We start from the raw sequence: 20,021 nt of genomic DNA on the forward strand, positions 1-20,021 counted from the left end.
CGTGAAACACCGCCATCTGCTGCTGGCCTCGGCAATCGCCGCCGCCACGCTGGCCCTGGTTGCCTGCAAGAAGGAAGCTACCCCCGGTTCTGAAGCCGCCGCCCCCAGCGCGCCGGCCGGGGAAACCGCCGACCAGTTCGTTGCCCGCATCAACGCTGAATACAAGGCCGCCTACCCCGAGATGACCTCGGCGCAGTGGCTGTCGTCCACCTACATCAACAGCGATTCCGAACGCATCGCCGCCAAGGCCAACGAACGCTCGCTGACCCAGCTCAACAGCTGGATCGAACAGGCCGCCAAGTTCGAAGGCCAGCCGATGAGCGAAGACAGCAAGCGCGCCATCCACCTGCTGAAGCTGATGTCGTCGATGCCGGCACCGCGCGATGCCGCCAAGCTGGCCCAGCTGACCCAGATCGCCACCCGCATGGAAGGCAGCTACGGCGCCGGCAAGTACTGCACCGACGCCAACGATCCGGCCTCCTGCCGCCAGCTGGGCGACCTGGAACAGGTGCTGTCGCGCAGCCGCGACTATGACAAGCAACTGGACGCCTGGCAGGGCTGGCACAGCACCACCAAAGGCATGCGCGGCGACTACCAGCAGTTCGTCAGCCTGGTGAACGAAGGCGCCAAGGGCATGGGCTTCAGCGATGCCGGGCAGATGTGGCGCAGCGGCTACGACATGCCGCCTGAGCAGATCGGGCCGGAAACCGACCGCCTGTGGGAACAGGTCAAGCCGATGTACGAGCAGCTGCACTGCTACACCCGCGGCAAGCTGGACAAGACCTATGGCAAGGACAAGGCCGAAGTGGGCAACGGCCTGATCGCCGCGCACCTGCTGGGCAACATGTGGCAGCAGGACTGGTCGAACCTGTGGGACCAGCTGGAACCCTACCCCGGTGCCGGCAGCCTGGACATCACCGCCGCGCTGGAAAAGCAGTACCAGACCAACCTGAGCGCGGCGCTGGACAAGGCCGGCAAGGACGCCGATGTGACGGCGCGCTACAAGGCACAGCGTGAAGCCGAGCTGCGCACCGCACGGCAGATGACCGAACGCGCCCAGGACTTCTACGTCTCGCTGGGCATGCCTTCGCTGCCGCAGTCGTACTGGGACAAGACCCAGTTCATCAAGCCCGACGACCGCGACGTGGTCTGCCACGCCAGCGCCTGGGACATGAACATGGAAGGCGATGTGCGCACCAAGATGTGCATCAAGCCCAACGAAGAGAACTTCACCACCATCTACCACGAGCTGGGCCACATCTATTACGATCTGGCCTACAACCCGCTGCCGCCGCTGTTCCAGGGCGGTGCCAATGATGGCTTCCACGAAGCGATCGGCGACACCATCGTGCTGGCGATGACGCCCAAGTACCTCAGCTCGATCGGCCTGGTCGATGCCCCGACCGAAAGCCGCGAAGCGGTGATCAACAACCAGATGCGCATGGCGCTGTCGGGCGTTTCGTTCCTGCCGTTCGGCCTGATGATCGACCGCTGGCGCTGGGGCGTGTTCGACGGTTCGATCACCGCGGACAACTACAACAAGGCCTGGTGGGACCTGAAGGCCAAGTACCAGGGCGTGGCCCCGGCCAGCGCGCGCGGTGAGGAGTTCTTCGATCCGGGCGCCAAGTACCACGTGCCGGGCAACACCCCGTACACCCGCTACTTCCTGGCCCGCATCCTGCAGTTCCAGTTCTACAAGGGCCTGTGCGATGCGGCCGGCTACAAGGGCCCGCTGCATGAGTGCACCTTCTACGGCAACAAGGAAGCCGGGCAGAAGTACTGGGCGATGCTGAGCAAGGGTGCCAGCCAGCCGTGGCAGGCCACGCTGAAGGAGCTGACCGGCAGCGACAAGCTCGATGCCGGCCCGATGATCGAGTACTTCACCCCGGTCAACGAGTGGCTGAAGCAGCAGAACGAAGGCCAGATGTGCGGCTGGCAGGCCAGCGCGGCGCCGGCGAAGTAAAACGGAAAGGGGCGGATCCGCGAGGATCCGCCCCTTTCATTCTCGCCGGGCATGGCCCGGCGCTACCGCAATGCACGATCAGCTGCCCTTCTTCGCCGCCATCACCGCGGCCAGCTCGGCCTTGAACTCGTCGAAGGTCTGCCCCTTCTCCTGCACTTCGGCCTGCGCCGCATCGCGCAGCGCATCGGAATAGATCAGGCGCACCGGCGTGCCATTGCGCTCGTGCAGCTCACCGGCCTGCATGATCATGGCCAGCACGTGCGCGGCGCTGTGGGTCTGGCCGGCAATGCGGCCATCCATGCCCAGCACCCATTCGCCATCGCGGCGGACCACGCCGGCCAGCAGGGCACGCTGCGGATCGCGTAGTTCGGCATGCGGTTCGACCGGCGAAGCGGTGGCCGCCGCCTTGTTGGCAGCCTGCTTTTCCTGGCGGCGACGCTGGTCGCGGCGGATCTTGGACGTGGTGGACATGGGGGTCGTATCGCACAGCAAGGGGGCGCAAGAATAACCCAGCCCGGCCGCCGCGCCGCTTCACGCCAGCGGCGGCTGCTCCTGGACAGGTGCCTGCAGGGTGCGCTGGCGCAGGTGTTCCCAGTACCAGAACACGAAGCCGGCGGCGAAGAAACCGGCCTGGCCCAGCGCCAGGTGCAGGGGGCTGGCACTGAGCAGCGGCGAGACCACGCCGGCCACCACGGTGCTGATCATCAGCTGCACGAAGGCCTGCAGCGACGAGGCCAGGCCGCGCTGGTGCGGGTACATATCCAGCACCGCCAGGGCCAGGATCGGGAAGATCAGCGCCATGCCGGTGCCGCCCAGGAAGATCGGCAGCACCGCCCAGGGCAGCGCCAGCTGCGGCGCCAGCGCCACGTAACCGATGTTCAGCAGCGCCGACAGCGCGCACAGGGTGAAACCGATGCTGATCTGGCGGGTCGGCAGGGTACGCCCGGCCATGCGCCCGGACAGGAACGAGCCCAGGGTCATGCCGCCGATGGTGGGGATGAACAACCAGGCAAAGCCACCTTCGCCCAGGTGCAGGTGCTGCATCACGAACACCGGCGCCGAGGCGATGTACAGGAAGATGCCGCCGAAGTTGATGCTGCCGGCCAGCGCCAGGCGCAGGAAGCGCGGGTTGAAGCCGATGCGCACGTAGTCGCGCAGCAGGCCGCGCGGGGACAGCGGTACGCGGGCGTCCACGGGGTGGGTTTCGGGCAGGAAACGCGCCGTGGCCACCAGCAGCAGCAGCGAGAACACCACCAGGAACCAGAAGATCAGCGGCCAGCCGGCGCCGCTGAGCAGGATCCAGCCGCCGATGATCGGTGCGATGGCCGGGGCGATGCCGAACAGCATGGACACCTGGCTCATCAGCCGCTGCGCGTCATGGCCGTGGTACAGATCGCGGATGACCGCGCGGCCGACGATCATGCCCACACCGGCCGACAGGCCCTGCACGGCGCGGAACACCAGAAGCGTGCTCAGATCGGTGGACAGCGCGCAGCCCACCGAGGCGCCGACGAACACCACCAGGCCGCCCAGGATCACCCGCTTGCGCCCCCAGGCGTCGGACAGCGGGCCGTGGGCCAGGCTCATCAGGCCGTAGAACAGCAGGTACACGCTGATGGTCTGCTGCACCGCCACTTCATCCACGGCCAGGCGCTGGGCCAGCTGCGGGAAGGCCGGGAAGATGGTGTCGATGGAGAACGGCCCGAACATGGCCAGGCCGGCCAGCAGCAGAGCCATGCGACGGGTGGAAGGTGCAACAGCGGCGGTCATCGGCGGGCGTCCGGCAGGGCCGTGCGCAGCATGCACGGCAGGCGCCGCTTCCCCGTGGCAGGGACGGCGCCAGATGAATACGAGAGTCCGACCATGATAGGCGCCCGGGCCTGCCGGCGCCATGGATGAACGCGGCCGGTCACGGTCAGGGCCATCCTCCATTCAGCCCCGTCAACGCGGCCGCGACCCACTGCGCCAGCCCGGCAACCGGCTATAATCGGCGGGCAACACGGTGGGAGAAGCGGAACACCGCTGCCGAAGGCGCAACGCCCGTAATCGCTCAGGCCCGATACCACCCGTAACACAACTCTGGAGAGACCGGTTCGATCCGGCGCCGAAGGGGCACGAAGCTGCGGTTTTCCGCGCTTCTAAACTCTCAGGCAAAAGGACAGAGGGGCGCCCCGCAGACCGCCGACCGGCGGCTTGTGCCCGTGCGTGTGCCCTTCCCTGACGGATCCTTCGCCATGTCCCAGAACACCCCCTCCCTGCGTGAGCTCGAGCACCACAGCGCGTTCGTTGAACGCCACATCGGCCCCAACGACGCCGAGATCGCGCAGATGCTCGACGTGGTCGGCCACGCCACGCTGGATGCGATGACCGATGCCATCGTGCCGGCGAAGATCAAGTCGCCCGCGCCGCTGGCCCTGCCCGAATCGATCACCGAAGTGCAGGCACTGGCCAAGATCCGTGCGATCGCCGACAAGAACACCGTGCTGCGCAGCTTCATCGGCCAGGGCTACTACGGCACCCACACGCCGAACGTGATCCTGCGCAACATCCTGGAAAACCCGGCCTGGTACACCGCCTACACCCCCTACCAGGCGGAAATCTCGCAGGGCCGCATGGAAGCGCTGATCAACTTCCAGACCCTGTGCGCCGACCTGACCGGCATGGAGATCGCCAACGCCTCGCTGCTGGACGAAGCCACCGCCGCCGCTGAAGCGATGACCCTGGCCAAGCGTTCGGCCAAGTCGAAGTCGGACACCTTCTTCGTGCACGACGCCGTGCACCCGCAGACCCTGGAACTGCTGCGCACGCGCGCCGAGCCGATGGGCATCGTGCTGCGCGTGGGCACCCCGGCCGAAGCACTGGAAGCCGAAGCCTTCGGCCTGCTGCTGCAGTACCCGGACACCTTCGGCCAGGTGGGCGACTACAAGGCGCTGGTCGATGCCGTGCACGCGCGTGGCGGCCTGGTGGCCGTGGCCACCGACCTGCTGGCGCTGACCCTGCTGGCCGCCCCGGGCGAATGGGGCGCGGACATCGTGGTCGGCAACAGCCAGCGCTTTGGCGTGCCGTTCGGCTTCGGTGGCCCGCATGCGGCCTTCATGGCCTGCCGCGATGCCTACAAGCGCTCGATGCCGGGCCGCCTGATCGGCGTGTCCATCGATGCGCAGGGCAACCCGGCCTACCGCCTGACCCTGCAGACCCGCGAGCAGCACATCCGCCGCGAGAAGGCCACCTCCAACATCTGCACCGCGCAGGTGCTGCTGGCGGTGATGGCGTCCATGTACGCCGTCTACCACGGCCCGGATGGCCTGACCCGCATCGCCCGCCGCACCCACCGCCTGGCCTCGATCCTGGCCGCGGCGCTGCGCAACGCCGGCGTGCAGGTCGGTGGCGACTTCTTCGACACCCTGCACATCACCGGCGTGCACGCCGATGAGATCCACGCCAAGGCACGTGCCGCCGGCTACAACCTGCGCGCGATCGACAGCGATTCGGTGGGCATCAGCCTGGACGAGACCACCACCCGCGCCGACATCGTGGCCCTGGCCGCCGTGTTCGGTGCCGGCCTGGATGTGGAAGCGCTGGACGCCAGCACCGCCGACGCGCTGCCGGCCGGCCTGCTGCGCCAGTCCGCGTTCCTGACCCACCCGGTGTTCAACACCCACCACAGCGAGCACGAACTGCTGCGCTACCTGCGTTCGCTGGCCGACAAGGACCTGGCGATGGACCGCACGATGATCCCGCTGGGCTCGTGCACCATGAAGCTCAACGCCACCGCCGAAATGATCCCGGTCACCTGGCCGGAGTTCTCGCAGATCCACCCGCTGGTGCCGGCCGACCAGGCGCTGGGCTACAAGGAACTGATCGAATCGCTGGAAGCCATGCTGGTGGAATGCACCGGCTACGATGCGGTCAGCCTGCAGCCGAACTCCGGCGCGCAGGGTGAGTACGCCGGCCTGCTCGCCATTCGCGCCTACCACCGCTCGCGCGGCGAAGGCCACCGCGACATCTGCCTGATTCCGGATTCGGCGCACGGCACCAACCCGGCCTCGGCGCAGATGTGCGGCATGAAGGTCGTGGTCACCAAGACCGATGCCAACGGCAACGTCGATGTTGAAGACATCCGCGTCAATGCCGAAAAGTACAGCGACCGCCTGGCCGCGATCATGATCACCTACCCGTCCACGCACGGCGTGTTCGAAGAGGAAGTGGTCGAGATCTGCGAGATCATCCACCAGCACGGCGGCCAGGTGTACACCGACGGCGCCAACATGAACGCCCTGGTGGGCGTGGCCAAGCCGGGCAAGTGGGGTTCGGACGTGTCCCACCTGAACCTGCACAAGACCTTCTGCATTCCGCACGGCGGCGGTGGCCCGGGCGTGGGCCCGTGCGCGGTGAAGGAACACCTGGCCCCGTTCCTGCCGGGCAAGCTGGGTGACAACGGCCCGGTCGGCATGGTCAGCGCGGCCAGCTTCGGCAGCGCCTCGATCCTGCCGATCAGCTGGATGTACATCGCCATGATGGGCACCGAAGGCCTGCGCAAGGCCACCCAGGTGGCGCAGCTCAACGCCAACTACATCGCCAAGCGCCTGGCCCCGCACTTCAAGACCCTGTACACCGGCCGCAACGGCCTGGTGGCACACGAGTGCATCCTGGACGTGCGCCCGCTGGAGAAGACCAGCGGCGTGGGCGCCGAAGACGTGGCCAAGCGCCTGATCGACTTCGGCTTCCATGCCCCCACCCTGAGCTTCCCGGTGGCCGGCACGCTGATGGTCGAACCGACCGAAAGCGAATCGCTGCACGAGCTGGACCGCTTCATCGACGCGATGATCCAGATCCGCGAGGAAATCCGTGCGATCGAAGACGGCCGCCTGGACCGCGAGGACAACCCGCTGAAGAACGCCCCGCACACCGCCACTGCGGTGACGGCCAGCGAGTGGACCCACGCTTACCCGCGCGAACTGGCAGCTTTCCCGCTGCCCAGCCTGAAGCTGCAGAAGTACTGGCCGCCGGTGGCACGCGTGGACAACGTGTACGGCGACAAGAACGTGATGTGCGCCTGCATCCCGGTCGATGCCTACAAGGACGACGAAGTCGAAGCATGATCGACAAACGGCCCGCGCAAGCGGGCCGTTTTCGTTTGCATCCACGCATGGCGTGGATCTACTGCCGGCATCCTGGAGTAGATCCACGCCATGCGTGGATGCCGTGGACTCACGGGCCCGGCATCTGCCCCAGGCTCAACTGCCACGACACGCCGAAGCGGTGCTGCACGTAGAGTCGAGCTTGCTCGACTGCTTCACCGCGAACGGCCCGCGCAAGCGGGCCGTTTGTTGAAGGGCGTGTGGACCAAGGTCCACACCCACAAGGATCGGTCCACACCCACAATAATCCGATCACGGGTCCGGCATCTGCCCCAGGCTCAACTGCCACGACACGCCGAAGCGGTCCTGCACCCAGCCATAGCGGTTGCTGAAATCGTAATCGCCCACCGGCATCAGCCAGTGCCCGCCCTCGCCCAGCACCCGCGCCGCACGCTCGAACTGCTCGGCGCCGGAACATTCCACGAACAGCGAAATCGACGGGCTGAAGGTGAAATCGTGCACGTCCAGGCTGTCGAAGCACAGGTAGTGGGTGCCACCCAGCAGGAAGATCGCCTGCCGCACCTGCCCCGGCACGCCCGCGCCGGCGCCTTCCGGGTGGCGCTGCAGGGCCAGCAGGCGGAAATCGGCGAAGGCTTCGGCGTACAGCGCCAGGGCGGCCTCGGCCTGGCCGGTGAACATCAGGAAAGGACGGCTGCGCAGCATGCGGTGCTCCTGTTCGACGGGTCGCTCAGGACCCAGGCAATCAGGATCGCACCGCAGATGTAGGCAGCATGTATCGGTCGCGCCGGGCCACGCCCGGCGGCTTCGATCCAATGGCGGCGGTCAGGCCTCGCGCAGGCGCCGTGCGATCGCGCTGCCGGCCGCGATGGTCGCCGTCAGCGCCACCATGGACAGGAACTGCAGACGGGTCTGCGCTTCGCTGAGCAGCAGGCCGAAGATCAGCGCCAGGATGGCCAGCGCGCACACCGTCAGCCACGGGAAACCGGCCATGCGGAACGGCAGGCGCGTGCCCAGGCGGTCGGCACGGCGGCGCAGCACCAGCTGCGAGACCAGCGACAGCGTCCATACCAGCAGGCAGGTGGAGCCGACGATATTCAGCAGCACCGGCAGCACCTTGTCCGGGAACAGCAGTTCCATGATGGTCGCTGCAAAGCCGAACAGCACGCTGGCCAGCACGGCGATCACCGGCACCTGGCGCGGGTCGGTCCAACCCAGCACGGCCGGCGCTTCGCGGCGCTGGGCCAGCGAGAAGATCATGCGCGAGGCGCCGTACAGGTTGGCATTGAGCGCCGACAGCAGGGCAATAACCGCGATCAGGGTGATGGCCGTGGCCGCGCCCGGAATGTTGGCGACCTGCAGCACGGCGGCAAACGGCGATTTCAGCGACTCGCTGTTCCACGGCACCACCGCGATGATGACGCTGAGCGAACCGATGTAGAACACCAGGATGCGCCAGGCCACGGTACGGATCGCGCGGGCGATGCTGCGCTCGGGGTCTTCGGTTTCCGCGGCGGCCACCGCCACGATCTCGGTGCCGCCAAAGGCGAACACCACCACCAGCAGGGCCGCACCGATACCGGCCAGGCCCTTGGGCGCGAAGCCCCCGTGCTGGGTGAAGTTGCTCAGCCCCGGCGAGGTGACCTGCGGCAGCCAGCCCATCAGCAGGGCGATGCCGATGGCGATGAAGGCCAGGATCGCGGCGACTTTCAGGATGGCGAACCAGAACTCGAACTCGCCGAAGTTCTTCACCCCCAACAGGTTGATGGCGGTGAAGAACAGCATGAAGGCCAGCGCAGCCATTGGTACCGGTACCGCCGGCCAGACGGTGGCCAGCAGCCCGGCCGCGCCCACCGCCTCGGCAGCGATCACGATCACCAGCTGCACCCACCACAGCCAGCCCACGGTGGCACCGGCAGTGGCACCCATGGCATCGGCGGCATACACCGAGAACGCACCGCTGGTCGGCTTGGCCGCGGCCATCTCGCCCAGGGCGTTCATCACGATGATCACCAGCGCGCCGGCCACCAGGTAGGACACCAGTACCGCCGGCCCGGCCGCCTGCACGCCCACACCGGAGCCCAGGAACAGCCCGGCGCCGATCGCGCTGCCCAGGCCCATCATGATCAGCTGGCGCGGCTTGAGCGAATGGCCCAGGCGCGAGGACGAAGCGGTCGAAGAAGGGTTGGCGGGCATCGGCAGGGCTGGCGGCGGCTACAGGGGCGACACCTTACATTGTCCCCCACCCGGCGGGATAGGCACAGTGCAGCAGGGCACTCAGGCCGGCAGCGGTTCGCCGATGCGGGCCCGGTAGGCGCGCGGCGAAAAGCCGGTTTCCGCCTTGAATTTACGGGTGAACGCGCTCTGGTCACTGAACCCACAGGCCTGGCCGATGCAGGCAATGCTGTCCTGGCCGTGCAGCAGGTGCATGGCCATCTGGATGCGCAGGCGGGTCAGCACCTGCTGCGGGGTCATCTGGAACACCTTGCGGAAGCTGCGCTCGAGCTTGGACAGCGAGAAGCCGGTGATGTCCAGCAGGGTCTGCATGCGCACGTTTTCGGCGTAGTGCGCGTTCAGATGCGCCAGCGCCAGCCGCAGCTGTTCGTACTGCGCGCCCAGGCTGTCCTTCTGCCCCAGGTCGCGGGAGATGCCGATCAGGCCCTGGATCTGCCCCTCCACCAGCAGCGGCCGCTTGCAGGTCAGGCACCAGCCCGGCTCGCGGTTGGCGAACAGGTGCAGTTCCATCAGGTTCTCGATCACTTCACCGCCCAGCACGCGCGCGTCCTGGTCCACGTAGTCGGCGCTCAGGCCGGTGGGATAGATCTCGGCGGCAGTGCGCCCGATCACGTCCTTGCGCGCACGCAGCCCCAGCCGCCGCAGCATGGTCTGGTTGACGTGGGTATAGCGCCCCTGCCGGTCCTTCATGAAGAACAGCACGTCCGGAATGGCGTCGAACAGGGCTTCGATGTCGGTGGGCTCGACTCGCATGCGGCAAGCATACCCGAGCCGGCTTTTGCCCGTACGTTCACCCGCGGCGGACCGTGGGTTAACGGACAGGGCGCGACTGTCATGCCCTGCCCCCTCGTACCCCGGAGACACCCTGATGGCCGCCAGCAAGCCCACCGGCAAGCGCGCAACCGCCCCGTCGCAGAAGACCCAGAACCCGCCGCGCGGCGAGGGTGACGAACTGCACCTGCAGGCCGGTGGCACGCACCCGGCCATGACCACCGCCCAGGGTATCGCGGTGGCCGACAACCAGAATTCGCTGCGCCAGGGGCCGCGCGGCCCCACCCTGCTGGAGGATTTCATCCTCCGCGAGAAGATCACCCACTTCGACCATGAGCGCATTCCCGAACGCATCGTGCATGCGCGCGGCACTGCGGCCCATGGCTATTTCCAGTTGACCACGTCGCTGGGCAAGTACACCCGCGCCCGCGTGCTCACCGAGGTGGGCACGAAGACGCCGGTGTTCACCCGCTTCTCCACCGTGGCCGGCGGTGCCGGCTCGGTCGATACCCCACGCGATGTGCGCGGCTTCGCGGTGAAGTTCTACACGCCGGAAGGCAACTGGGACCTGGTCGGCAACAACATCCCGGTGTTCTTCATTCAGGACGCGATGAAATTCCCCGACCTGGTGCACGCGGTGAAAATGGAGCCGGACCGCGGCTACCCGCAGGCCGGCAGCGCGCACGATACGTTCTGGGATTTCATTTCGCTGATGCCCGAATCGATGCACATGATCATGTGGGCGATGAGCGATCGCGCCATTCCGCGGTCGCTGCGCATGATCGAAGGCTTCGGCGTGCACAGCTTCCGCCTGTTGAACGAGGCCGGCGATTCCACCTTCGTCAAGTTCCACTGGCGGCCGAAACTGGGCATCCAGTCCACCGTCTGGGACGAAGCGGTGAAGCTGCAGGCCGCCGACAATGACTTCCACCGTCGCGACCTGTTCGAGGCCATCCAACGCGGCGACTTCCCCGAATGGGAACTGGCCGTGCAGCTGTTCAGTGAGGAAGACGCCGAGTCGTTCCCGTTCGACCACCTGGACCCGACCAAGATCATTCCCGAATCGCTGGTGCCGCTGCAGGTGATCGGCAGGATGGTGCTGGACCGCTGGCCGGACAACTTCTTTGCCGAAACCGAACAGGTGGCCTTCTGCCCGGCCAATGTGCCGCCGGGCATCGACTTCAGCAACGACCCGCTGCTGCAGGGCCGGTTGTTCTCGTACCTGGATACGCAGCTGACCCGGCTGGGCGGCCCGAACTTCCATCAGATTCCGGTCAATGCGCCCAAGTGCCCCTTCGCCAACCACCAGCGCGATGGGCACATGCAGATGCAGGTGCCGAAGGGGCGCGTGGCGTATGACCCCAGTTCGCTGGAAGACAACAGCCCGCGCGAGACGCAGGCCGGTTTCCGCAGCCACGCCACGGCCGACGACGGACGCAAAGGGCGCACCCGTGCGGAGAGCTTCGCCGACCACTACAGCCAGGCGCGGGCGTTCTTCCGCAGCCTGGAAAAGCCAGAGCAGGCACACCTCGCCTCGTCCCTGGTGTTTGAACTGTCGAAGGTGGAAACGCTGAAGGTGCGCGTGCGCACCGTCAGCCACCTGCGCAACATCGATGAGTCGCTGGCCAAACGCGTGGCCGACGGACTGGCGCTGGCAGACCTGCCCGAACCTGCGCCGACCGCAACACCGGCACGCGACATGCCCGCCGTGCCCGAAGTGCGCATCATCGGCCGTACCAAGGACACGCTGCAGGGGCGCTGCATCGGCATCCTGTTCGACGAAGGCTCGGACGCGGGGTTGATCGCCAGCCTGCGCAAGGCCGCACAGAAGGCCGGCGCCGAGGTGAAGCTGGTCGCGCCGAAGGTAGGCGGTGCGCGCCTGAGCGACGGCAAGGTGCAGGCCGCCGACGGCCAGTTGGCCGGCACGCCGTCGGTGCTGTTCGATGCGGTGGCGGTGGTGCTCAGCGCAGACGCGGCCAAGGGGCTGGTCAAGGAAGCGGCCGCCGTGGAGTTCGTCAGCCATGCCTGGGCCCATCTGAAGGCGATCGCCAGCGATGCCGGTGGCCAGGCGCTGTTGAAGGCCGCGCGCGTGGGCAACGATGCCGGCATCGTCGAGGCCGAGAACGCCAAGGGTTTCCTGGCTGCCGCGGCCACCCGCCAATGGGCGCGCGAACCCAAGCTGCGCCTGCTGGCCTGAATCTTCCTTCCCGGAGAAACGACATGTCCCAGGGTGACAAATCCGCGTACACCGACAAGCAGAAGCGCCAGGCCGCGCACATCGAAGAAAGCGAACGCGAGCGGGGCGCCAGCAAGAGCACGGCCGAGCGTATTGCCTGGGCCACCGTGAACAAGCAGGACGGCGGTGGCAAGCGCAGTGGCAGTGGGCGCAAGGACCACCGCTAGCGAACGGCGCGTCAGCCCGGCAGGGCCTTCACCCAACTGGACACCACGGTGGCGGCCGCGTCGGTGCGCGCCTGCAGCAGCAGGTGTGGCCCTTCCAGGGTGACATGCCGGGCGTCCGGCAGCAGCGCCTGCAGTTCGGCCACGCTGGGCGGCCACAGCAGGCGATCCTGGCGGGCCTGCAGGCACAACGTGGGCACCGCGATGCGCGGCAGTGCCTGGCGCGCATCCACGCGCAGGGTGGCGGCAGCACGCTGGCGCAGCGTGGCTGCTGGCACCTGGGCCAGCGCCAGGCGCAGCTCACGCACGGTCTGCCGGCTGCGCCAGCGCCCCAACAAGAGCCGCGACAGCAGCAGCAACGGTGGCATCGGCCACGCCGGCAGTGGCCAGGCGGGCGCGAGCAACGCTGCACCGGCAGCCGGAACCGGCAACGGCCGGCGCGCGAAGGTGGTGCACAGTGCCAGTCCGCGCAGCGCGGGTGGCGCCTCGGCCGCCAACTGCATGGCCAACGGGCCGGCGAAGGATTCACCCAGCAGCACGAACGGCTGGCTGGGCAGCTGCGGGCGCAGCAGCTGCAGCAGGCTGGCGTAGTCCTGCGGGCCGTTGCTGGGCAGGGCCAGCGCGCGGGTGGGCACACCGTGCGCGCGGACGGCGGCCAGGAACGCGATCGACAGGTGGCCGGTGCCATCCAGCCCCGGCAGCATCACCAGGCAGGGCGGCACCGGGCCGGTCAACGTGGCGCCCCCGGCGCGGGTGCGGCCGGCGCCGGCGTGCGCACCGCCACCGGCAGCGCCTGCAGCTTGCGCACGGCGGCGATCGGAATCGCTTCGGCGCGCCGCTGCTGTGGCCACCAGACGAACAGGAAGGCGCTGCTGGAACCGAGCAGGCGTGCGGTGCCCGGCAACGGTGCTGCATCGCCATTGAGCTGCAGTTGCACGACTTCGCCGCGCCCGTGGTTGCGGATCTGCTCGCCGCGCACCATCACATAGTTCGCTGCGCCGACGGCCATGAACCCGGCCACACCCAAGGTCATCGCGGTGAGGGCGCGCAGCCCCACTCCATCCCAGCTGGTCAGCACCGAGCGCGACAGCACCACCCGCCACAGCATGCTGCGCTGGCGCAGCGTCTGCAGCTTGGCCGCGTTGCGCGCGCGCAGGGTGTCGGGCCAGCTGACCAGCAGCACCAGCAACACGCCCAGCAGCAGCAACAGCACGTAGGCGGGGTCGCGCATGCCGGCCACCAGGAAGTCGCTGGGCTGCATGTAATCCAGAATCGACAGTTCAAAGCCCTGGTAGAACCAGAAACTGCACCACAGGCCCAGCAGTGACACCAGCAGATAGGCCACGGTGAACAGCAGCGCCGGTTCGCGGCGCATGCGCCGCAGGGCCCGCATCACCAGGGAATCATCGTCGCCACGGGTCAGCGGCAGCATCGACCAGTCGGTCGGTGGTTCCCGCGCGGCAACGGCCACGACCTCGATATCCTGCAGCCGCGGCACATCGCCATAGGCCGGTTCCGGTTCCCTGCTGTCCATGCGCGATCCCCCTTTGCCCCCGAGCATCGCCGAAAACGGCGCCCGGCGGTAGAGTCGAGCTTGCTCGACTGCCTGCGTGGGTAGATCAAGAGCAGTCGAGCAAGCTCGACTCTACGTTCTTGACCGCCGCAGTCCCGGTAGCGTCGAGCAAGCTCGACCCTACCGGGGGCGGCCGGTCAGGCCGCGCGCGCCACCGCGGGGCGGGCTGCACCGCCCTGCTCCAACTGGAACACCGCCACCGACGTGGCCAGCGCCTCGGCCTGCTCTTCCAGCGCGCGGCTGGCTGCGGTGGCTTCTTCCACCAGCGCCGCGTTCTGCTGGGTCACCTGGTCCATCTGCACCACCACCTGGTTGACCTGCTCGATACCGGCCGCCTGTTCCTTGCTGGCCGCGGCAATATCGCTCATCAGCTGGTTGGTGCGTGCGCTGGCCTGGGCCAGGCGGGCAATGGCGGCCTGCGACTCCACCGTCACGTCCAGGCCGCTGCGTACCTTGGCCGCCGAATCGTCGATCAGCTCCTTGATCTCCTTGGCGGCCACGCCGGCACGCTGGGCCAGGGTGCGCACTTCACTGGCCACCACGGCAAAGCCACGCCCCTGCTCGCCGGCACGCGCTGCTTCCACGGCGGCGTTCAGCGCCAGGATATTGGTCTGGAACGCGATGCCGTCGATGGTGGCGGAGATTTCCGAAATGCGTGCCGAGGACTGGTCGATCTCACCCATCACCGTTGCCATCTGCGCCATGGCCTGCTCGGTGGCACGCACCGCGGCACCGGCCGCATGGGCTTCGCTGTCGGCCTGGCGGGCCAGCTCGGCATTCTGGCGCACGGTCGAGGTCAGCTCTTCCATCGAAGCCGCTGCTTCTTCCAGATTCGCTGCCTGCTGTTCGGTACGGCGCGACAGGTCACTGTTGCCGGCGGCCAGTTCCTGCGCCGCGTTGTTGATGCTGCCGGCGGCATCCTGGATGCCGCGCACGATGCCGGTCAGCTGTGCGGTGGTGGTGTTGGCATCGTCGCGCATGCGCGCGAACACGCCCTGGTACTGGCCGTCCATGCGCGCGGTCAGATCGCCCTGGGCAATGGCCTGCAGCACGTCGGACACGTCGGAAATGCTGGACTGCGAGCTGGCCATCATCGCGTTCAGATGCTCGACCATGGCCTGGTACTGGAACTGGAACGCGGCGGCATCGCCACGCACGCTGAAATCGCCGGCGCCCGCTGCACGGGCCAGACCATCGATCTGCGCACTGATGGCCATCAGGCTCTGCTTCACCGCGGCCAGGGTGCGGGTGAATTCGCCCTTCTCGCCCGGGTACTGCGGCAGGTCGCGGCTGAGATCGCCAATCGCGTAGCGCTGCATGACCTCGGCCATCAGCAGTTCCACCTGCACGTGCGATTCCACCAGCGTGTTGGTGGCCTGCACCATGCGGCCGAAGTCGCCGGGGAAGGCGCTTGCGTCCATGCGGTAACGGATCGCGCCGGCCTCGTGCTGCTCGGCCATCTGCAGCTGCGCGCCGATGGCGGCCTGTACGCTCTGCCGCACGCTGGCCATGGCCTCGCCCAGCTGGGTCAGCTCATCGCGGCCACCCAGGCGGAATTCCTGGTCCAGTTCGCCCTTGGACAGGCGCTGGGCCAACTGCACGGCACGCGCCAGCGGCGCGGTCATGCTGCGACCGATCATCACCGAGGCCGCAATGCCGACCAGCAGCGCAACGCCGCCCAGCACCAACAACTGCAGCAGGCTGCGCTCGCCCAGGCGGATGGCTTCGGCGGCCGCTTCGCGGCTTTCCTTTTCCTCGTAGGCCACGCCATCGGCCAGGGCCTGGTTCCAGCCATTGGCTGCTTCCTGCACCGGGCCCAGGGTCAGGGCCACCGCGCCGGGGAAATCGCCCTGCGACATCAGCTCGCTGGTCTGCTTGTTGAGGGGCCGTGCGATGGCGCGCTTTGCCGCGATGGCCTCGCCAATCGCCTTGCCGTCGGCATCACCGGGCAGCGCCTGGTAGCGGGTCCAGCTGGTTTCGTAGCGCTTGACCAGGTCGGCAATGCGCTGCTCGTCGGCCTCGCGGGCGTCGCCCTGGCGGATCAGCATCTCGCGGCGCACGACCATCATCTGGTTGTTGGCGTCCAGCATTTCCGACAGCAGCCGCACCTTGGCCACGCTTACGTCCACAACCTGCTGCATGGCGTGCTTCTGCACGGCAGTGGCGGTGGCACCGGTAGCGACCACGGCCGCGACCAGCAGCAACAGCAGGCCAAAGCCAAGGCCAAGACGCCAGGCAACCCTGACGTTCCTCAAGTAGTTCATCGATGCATCCAAAGACGTGGGGGGGTCCGACCTTATCGGCCTGCCCTCACGCCGCCTTGACGCACGCAGTGTGAACGCTTCCGGTGCCGTTCACGTTGTGCAGCCGACTCACCTCAGCCAGCGCTGGGCTGCAGCGGGCAGGCACTGGCCAAGCGGCTGGACAGGTCATCGCGCAGCGCACTCAGGGCATGGATGCGCGCATCGATATCGGCCAGCTTCTGCTGCAGGGCGATGGCCAGCAGTGCGCCGGCGTCCTCCTGCTGCCACAGGGCGGGCAGGCGCTGGCCGATCTCGGCCAGGGTGAAGCCCAGTTGCTGTGCGGTGCGGATGTAGTGCACCAGCATCGCCGTTTCCGGCGGGTAGTCGCGGTAGCCGTTGCCCAGCCGGCGGGCGCCGATCAGGCCCTGCTTCTCGTAGAAGCGCAGTGCTTCGCGGGACAGCCCGCAGGCCTGGGCCAATTCGCCGATGCGCATGGATGCTCCAACAAAGCTTGACCCTGAAGTTTACTTCAGGCCTGACAGTGGGCGCTCTTTCAGCGAACGAGTGCTCCATGCAGCTCCCCTCCTATCTGCGTATCGTCCGTGCCAGCGCCGCCTACGACCTGCTGGTCACCCTGCCCTTCGCCCTGCCCTGGGGCTTCGCCGCCGTGCACGCGGCCATGGCCGCGCTGGCCGCCGCGTGGTCGCTGCCCGGCACGGTGCCGGCGCTGGACCCCCTGCACATGTTGCTGGCCAACCTGCTTGGATCGGTCGTGGTGGTGTGGTCACTGGCGCGCTGGTGGGCGCCCAGCGTGCTGATGGGACGCCTGGATGCCGTTGCCCGCGGCTTGTTTGCTGTCTGGCAGGTGTACGCCGTGGTACACGGGGCCAGCAGCATCGTGCTGCTGTTCACCGCGGCCGAAGTGGCGTTCGGCGTACTGCAGCTGCAACGGATTGCGCGGCCTGCGGTCGAGAAGGCAGACACGCCCTGACCGTCCCGCTTCACAGACCCAAGGCGGCGCGTTCACGCAGGCTGGCCGCGGGGCACAGGCATGGTGCATGCGTACCCCGCAGGAGCTTTCCATGCTTTCACCCCGTGTAGCCGTCCTTGCGCTTTCGCTGTTGGCCAGCCCTGTGTTCGCGCAGGCGCCGCCCGCCGGCCTGCCCGCCCCCATTGCCGAGCAGGCCGGCCCGGACACCGCACTGCGATCGCCGCTGCACGCACAGGTACTGCTGGACCGCGCCAATTTTTCGCCCGGCCAGATCGATGGCGAAGTGGGCAGCAACCAGCGCCGCGCGGTGTCGGGCTTCCAGGCCGCGCACGGGCTGACAGTGACCGGTGAACTGGACGATGCCACCTGGAAGGCGCTGCAGGCCGATGCCACCGCGCCACTGGCCAGCTACACGCTGACGGAAGAAGACGTGGCCGGGCCGTTCCAGCCGGTACCGAAGACACCTGCTGCGCAGGCCAAGCTGAAAGCCCTGGGCTACGCCAGCGTGGAAGAAGCGCTGGGCGAGCGCTTCCACGCCTCACCCGAGCTGCTGAAAGCGCTGAACCCCGGCGTGGACCTGGGCAAGGCCGGCAGTCGCATCCAGGTACCCAACATCGCCCCAGCGCCGCTGGCAAAAGCGGCCAAGGTGCTGATCGACAAATCCGATTCCACCCTGCAGCTGCTGGATGCGCAGGGCAAGGTGATCGCGCAGGTGCCGGTGTCCTCCGGCAGCGAGCACGATCCGCTGCCGATCGGCGAATGGAAGATCCTCGGCGTGTTCCGCGACCCGCCGTTCCACTACAACCCGAAGCTGTTCTGGGATGCCCGCAAGGGCGACAAGAAGGCGACGCTGCCGCCGGGCCCGAACAATCCGGTTGGCCGGGTCTGGATCGATCTGTCCAAGCCGCATTACGGCCTGCACGGCACCCCCGAACCCGGCCACGTGGGCAAGACCGAATCGCATGGCTGCGTGCGCATGACCAACTGGGATGCGCTGCGCGTGGCCGATGCGGTGGACGAATCGGTGCCCGTGGTGATGCAGGAGTGATGCCATGCGGCTGTCGCAGCTGATCGTGCTGGGAGTGGTGCTCGGTCTGGGGCTGGGCTGGTGGCTGCGGCGTGAGGCTGGGCCTGCACCTGCGTCGACGCCAGCGCAGGCCGTGGTGCAGGCCGCGCCCGCGGTGTTGGCTGAGCCCGAGCCGGCCACTGCGCCGGCGCCCTCGCCTGCCGTGGCGCCAACCGCTGGCGCCGCCGCTGCGCAACCGATCGGCCTGCTGCTGCCGGTGCAGGGCGTGCAGCGCGCGCAGTTGCGTGACACCTTCACCGATGCGCGCAGCGAAGGACGCGTGCACGATGCCATCGACATCATGGCGCCGGCCGGCACGCCGGTACTGGCGGTGGCCGACGGTACAGTGGAAAAGCTGTTCGACAGCGAGCGCGGTGGCTTGACCGTCTACCAGTTCGAACCCAGCGGGCAATGGTGCTACTACTACGCGCACCTGCAGCGCTACGCCGACGGCCTGGCGGAAAAACAGGCGATCAAGCGCGGCGATGTGATCGGTTATGTGGGCAGCACCGGCAATGCCAGCGCCGATGCCCCACACCTGCATTTCGAGGTGCATGTGCTGGGGCCGGAGAAGCAGTGGTGGAAGGGTGAATCGATCAACCCGTATCCATTGTTCTAAATCCCAGAAGCAACCCGCACCGCCTCGCACGCGGCAATCAGGTCTTCGACCAGGCGACCACTGACATCCAGCTCGCCCTCGTACTCGGCCAGGTTGCGCTGCTGGTGGCACTTGTCCAGTACGCGCCAGACCTCCGGGCCAACGCCCAAGGTGTGCTTCAGTGACTGGAACACGATGTAGCGGTTGCTTGGCCGGTAGCCCTGCCCGCGCAGTGCCGCCAGGCTCAGCGCGTGGGCCGCGTTGTAGGCCAGGTCGAAGCGGCTTTCCAGCGAAAGCGTGGCGTTGCGTGCATCGCGCAGGCGCGCCAGGCCGGAACGCTGCAGTCCCTCGATCTCGCGCGCATCCGGCGGCTCCAGCGAAAGCGGCTTACCCGGCCCCACCAGGTTCTGCAAAGGCGAGGTCATCCTTTCCTCCAATCACCCACAGCTTGGGTTGTTCCAGCACCCGCTGCAGGAAGGCATTGCCTTTGCGCAGGCGCTCGCTCAGTTCGTCGTGCGTGTACAGCGTCGGGTTCACGGGCCGCCCGAGGCGGGCCTCCAGCGGGTCCAGCGCGGCCATCAGTTCAGCATAGCCCAAGGTATTGGACACCAGCAGCAGATCGATGTCGCTGTGCGCGGTGTCGCTGCGCTTGGCCACCGATCCGTACACGAATGCACAGGTGATCTGGTCCTGCAGTGGCTGCAATGCATCGCGCAGCGGACCGGCCAGGCCCACGGTCTTGTGCACCAGCGACACCAGTTCGGCGTAGATGGGCGACTGCGCGTTGGCCCGGTAGCGCTTCTGGTTGCCCACCTTGCGTTGGTTCACCAGACCGCTGGCGACCAGCTTGGCCACTTCGCGCTGCACGGCGCCCGAGCCGGCGCCACTGCCGCTGATCAGTTCGGAAATGCTGAAATCGCTGCGGTCCTGACCGAACAGCAGGGCCAGCACCCGTTGCTGGGTCTGGGTGAACAGCGCGTCGGCCAACCCGATGGGGCCGGATGAAGAGGCAGTGGCGGCGGATATACCCATATTGGGCATTATTGTGCCCATATTGGGTATTTGGCAAGTGCCTCGCCAGG

General features: G+C 67.6%; 17 protein-coding genes, 1 pseudogene and 1 riboswitch. Of the genes and pseudogenes, 7 read left to right on the plus strand and 11 right to left on the minus strand.

Features of this window, described 5'->3' with window-relative positions:
- The first annotated feature begins 1 nt into the window (after position 1).
- Entirely contained in the window at positions 2–1,963 is a 1,962-nt protein-coding gene (locus C1931_RS14810) for a M2 family metallopeptidase (RefSeq protein WP_108756880.1), read from the plus strand.
- Between the two features lie 78 nt (positions 1,964–2,041).
- On the opposite strand, the gene C1931_RS14815 is transcribed toward C1931_RS14810, so the two are convergent.
- Together C1931_RS14815 and C1931_RS14820 are read right to left on the minus strand one after the other, a co-directional pair.
- Positions 2,042–2,434, minus strand: a complete 393-nt coding sequence (locus tag C1931_RS14815) for a hypothetical protein (RefSeq protein WP_108756881.1) — start codon at positions 2,432–2,434, stop codon at positions 2,042–2,044.
- A 60-nt stretch (positions 2,435–2,494) separates the two neighbouring features.
- Entirely contained in the window at positions 2,495–3,733 is a 1,239-nt protein-coding gene (locus tag C1931_RS14820; RefSeq protein WP_108756882.1) for a multidrug effflux MFS transporter, read from the minus strand.
- A gap of 299 nt (positions 3,734–4,032) precedes the next feature.
- Positions 4,033–4,135, plus strand: a riboswitch (glycine riboswitch).
- A gap of 62 nt (positions 4,136–4,197) precedes the next feature.
- Between C1931_RS14820 and gcvP the strand changes: the two genes are divergently transcribed.
- Positions 4,198–7,065: an aminomethyl-transferring glycine dehydrogenase gene (gene gcvP, locus C1931_RS14825; protein WP_108756883.1), complete on the plus strand. Its 2,868-nt coding sequence runs from the start codon at positions 4,198–4,200 to the stop codon at positions 7,063–7,065.
- Between the two features lie 291 nt (positions 7,066–7,356).
- Here the strand turns inward: gcvP and C1931_RS14830 are convergent, their stop codons facing one another.
- The 3 genes from C1931_RS14830 to C1931_RS14840 form a co-directional block, all read right to left on the minus strand.
- The gene (locus tag C1931_RS14830; RefSeq protein ID WP_005418291.1) at positions 7,357–7,767 is read right to left on the minus strand and encodes a VOC family protein; all 411 of its coding nucleotides are present in this window, start codon (positions 7,765–7,767) and stop codon (positions 7,357–7,359) included.
- Between the two features lie 120 nt (positions 7,768–7,887).
- A complete protein-coding gene (locus C1931_RS14835; protein WP_199913935.1) occupies positions 7,888–9,264 on the minus strand; it encodes an amino acid permease in 1,377 nt (458 codons plus the stop codon).
- Positions 9,265–9,339: 75 nt separating this feature from the next.
- Positions 9,340–10,050 carry an AraC family transcriptional regulator gene (locus tag C1931_RS14840; RefSeq protein ID WP_108753821.1) on the minus strand — a complete coding sequence of 237 codons (711 nt, stop codon included), beginning with the start codon at positions 10,048–10,050 and terminating at the stop codon, positions 9,340–9,342.
- Positions 10,051–10,231: 181 nt separating this feature from the next.
- On the opposite strand from C1931_RS14840, the pseudogene C1931_RS14845 reads away from it, so the two are divergent.
- Together C1931_RS14845 and C1931_RS14850 are read left to right on the plus strand one after the other, a co-directional pair.
- Positions 10,232–12,265: pseudogene (locus tag C1931_RS14845) on the plus strand (catalase); the annotation flags it as partial.
- Positions 12,266–12,288: 23 nt separating this feature from the next.
- Positions 12,289–12,471 (plus strand): hypothetical protein, encoded by a 183-nt coding sequence (locus C1931_RS14850; RefSeq protein WP_108753823.1) that lies wholly within the window; start codon positions 12,289–12,291, stop codon positions 12,469–12,471.
- Positions 12,472–12,482: 11 nt separating this feature from the next.
- Here C1931_RS14850 and C1931_RS14855 read toward each other — a convergent pair whose 3' ends face one another.
- The 4 genes from C1931_RS14855 to C1931_RS14870 form a co-directional block, all read right to left on the minus strand.
- Positions 12,483–13,172 (minus strand): alpha/beta hydrolase, encoded by a 690-nt coding sequence (locus C1931_RS14855; protein ID WP_108757779.1) that lies wholly within the window; start codon positions 13,170–13,172, stop codon positions 12,483–12,485.
- A gap of 26 nt (positions 13,173–13,198) precedes the next feature.
- The gene (locus tag C1931_RS14860; RefSeq protein WP_108756886.1) at positions 13,199–14,002 is read right to left on the minus strand and encodes a hypothetical protein; all 804 of its coding nucleotides are present in this window, start codon (positions 14,000–14,002) and stop codon (positions 13,199–13,201) included.
- Positions 14,003–14,178: 176 nt separating this feature from the next.
- Positions 14,179–16,305, minus strand: a complete 2,127-nt coding sequence (locus C1931_RS14865) for a methyl-accepting chemotaxis protein (protein WP_108756887.1) — start codon at positions 16,303–16,305, stop codon at positions 14,179–14,181.
- A gap of 113 nt (positions 16,306–16,418) precedes the next feature.
- Positions 16,419–16,778, minus strand: a complete 360-nt coding sequence (locus tag C1931_RS14870) for a MerR family transcriptional regulator (protein ID WP_108756888.1) — start codon at positions 16,776–16,778, stop codon at positions 16,419–16,421.
- A 77-nt stretch (positions 16,779–16,855) separates the two neighbouring features.
- Between C1931_RS14870 and C1931_RS14875 the strand changes: the two genes are divergently transcribed.
- The 3 genes from C1931_RS14875 to C1931_RS14885 all read left to right on the plus strand — a co-directional run bounded on the left by C1931_RS14875 (position 16,856) and on the right by C1931_RS14885 (position 18,960).
- Positions 16,856–17,275 carry a hypothetical protein gene (locus C1931_RS14875; protein ID WP_108756889.1) on the plus strand — a complete coding sequence of 140 codons (420 nt, stop codon included), beginning with the start codon at positions 16,856–16,858 and terminating at the stop codon, positions 17,273–17,275.
- A gap of 91 nt (positions 17,276–17,366) precedes the next feature.
- Entirely contained in the window at positions 17,367–18,323 is a 957-nt protein-coding gene (locus tag C1931_RS14880; protein ID WP_108757780.1) for a L,D-transpeptidase, read from the plus strand.
- Positions 18,324–18,327: 4 nt separating this feature from the next.
- On the plus strand, positions 18,328–18,960 hold the full coding sequence (locus C1931_RS14885) for a M23 family metallopeptidase (RefSeq protein WP_108756890.1): 633 nt from the start codon (positions 18,328–18,330) through the stop codon (positions 18,958–18,960).
- Here C1931_RS14885 and C1931_RS14890 read toward each other — a convergent pair.
- Together C1931_RS14890 and C1931_RS14895 are read right to left on the minus strand one after the other, a co-directional pair.
- Complete coding sequence (locus tag C1931_RS14890; protein WP_108756891.1) at positions 18,957–19,364, minus strand: hypothetical protein; 408 nt, start codon at positions 19,362–19,364, stop codon at positions 18,957–18,959. The genes C1931_RS14885 and C1931_RS14890 overlap by 4 nt on opposite strands.
- Positions 19,327–19,971, minus strand: a complete 645-nt coding sequence (locus C1931_RS14895; RefSeq protein WP_234412830.1) for a transcriptional regulator — start codon at positions 19,969–19,971, stop codon at positions 19,327–19,329. Before C1931_RS14895 ends, C1931_RS14890 begins: the two co-directional genes overlap by 38 nt.
- Between the last annotated feature and the right edge of the window lie 50 nt (positions 19,972–20,021).

The organism is Stenotrophomonas sp. YAU14A_MKIMI4_1, from assembly GCF_003086855.1.
In the GTDB taxonomy this organism is placed as follows: domain Bacteria; phylum Pseudomonadota; class Gammaproteobacteria; order Xanthomonadales; family Xanthomonadaceae; genus Stenotrophomonas.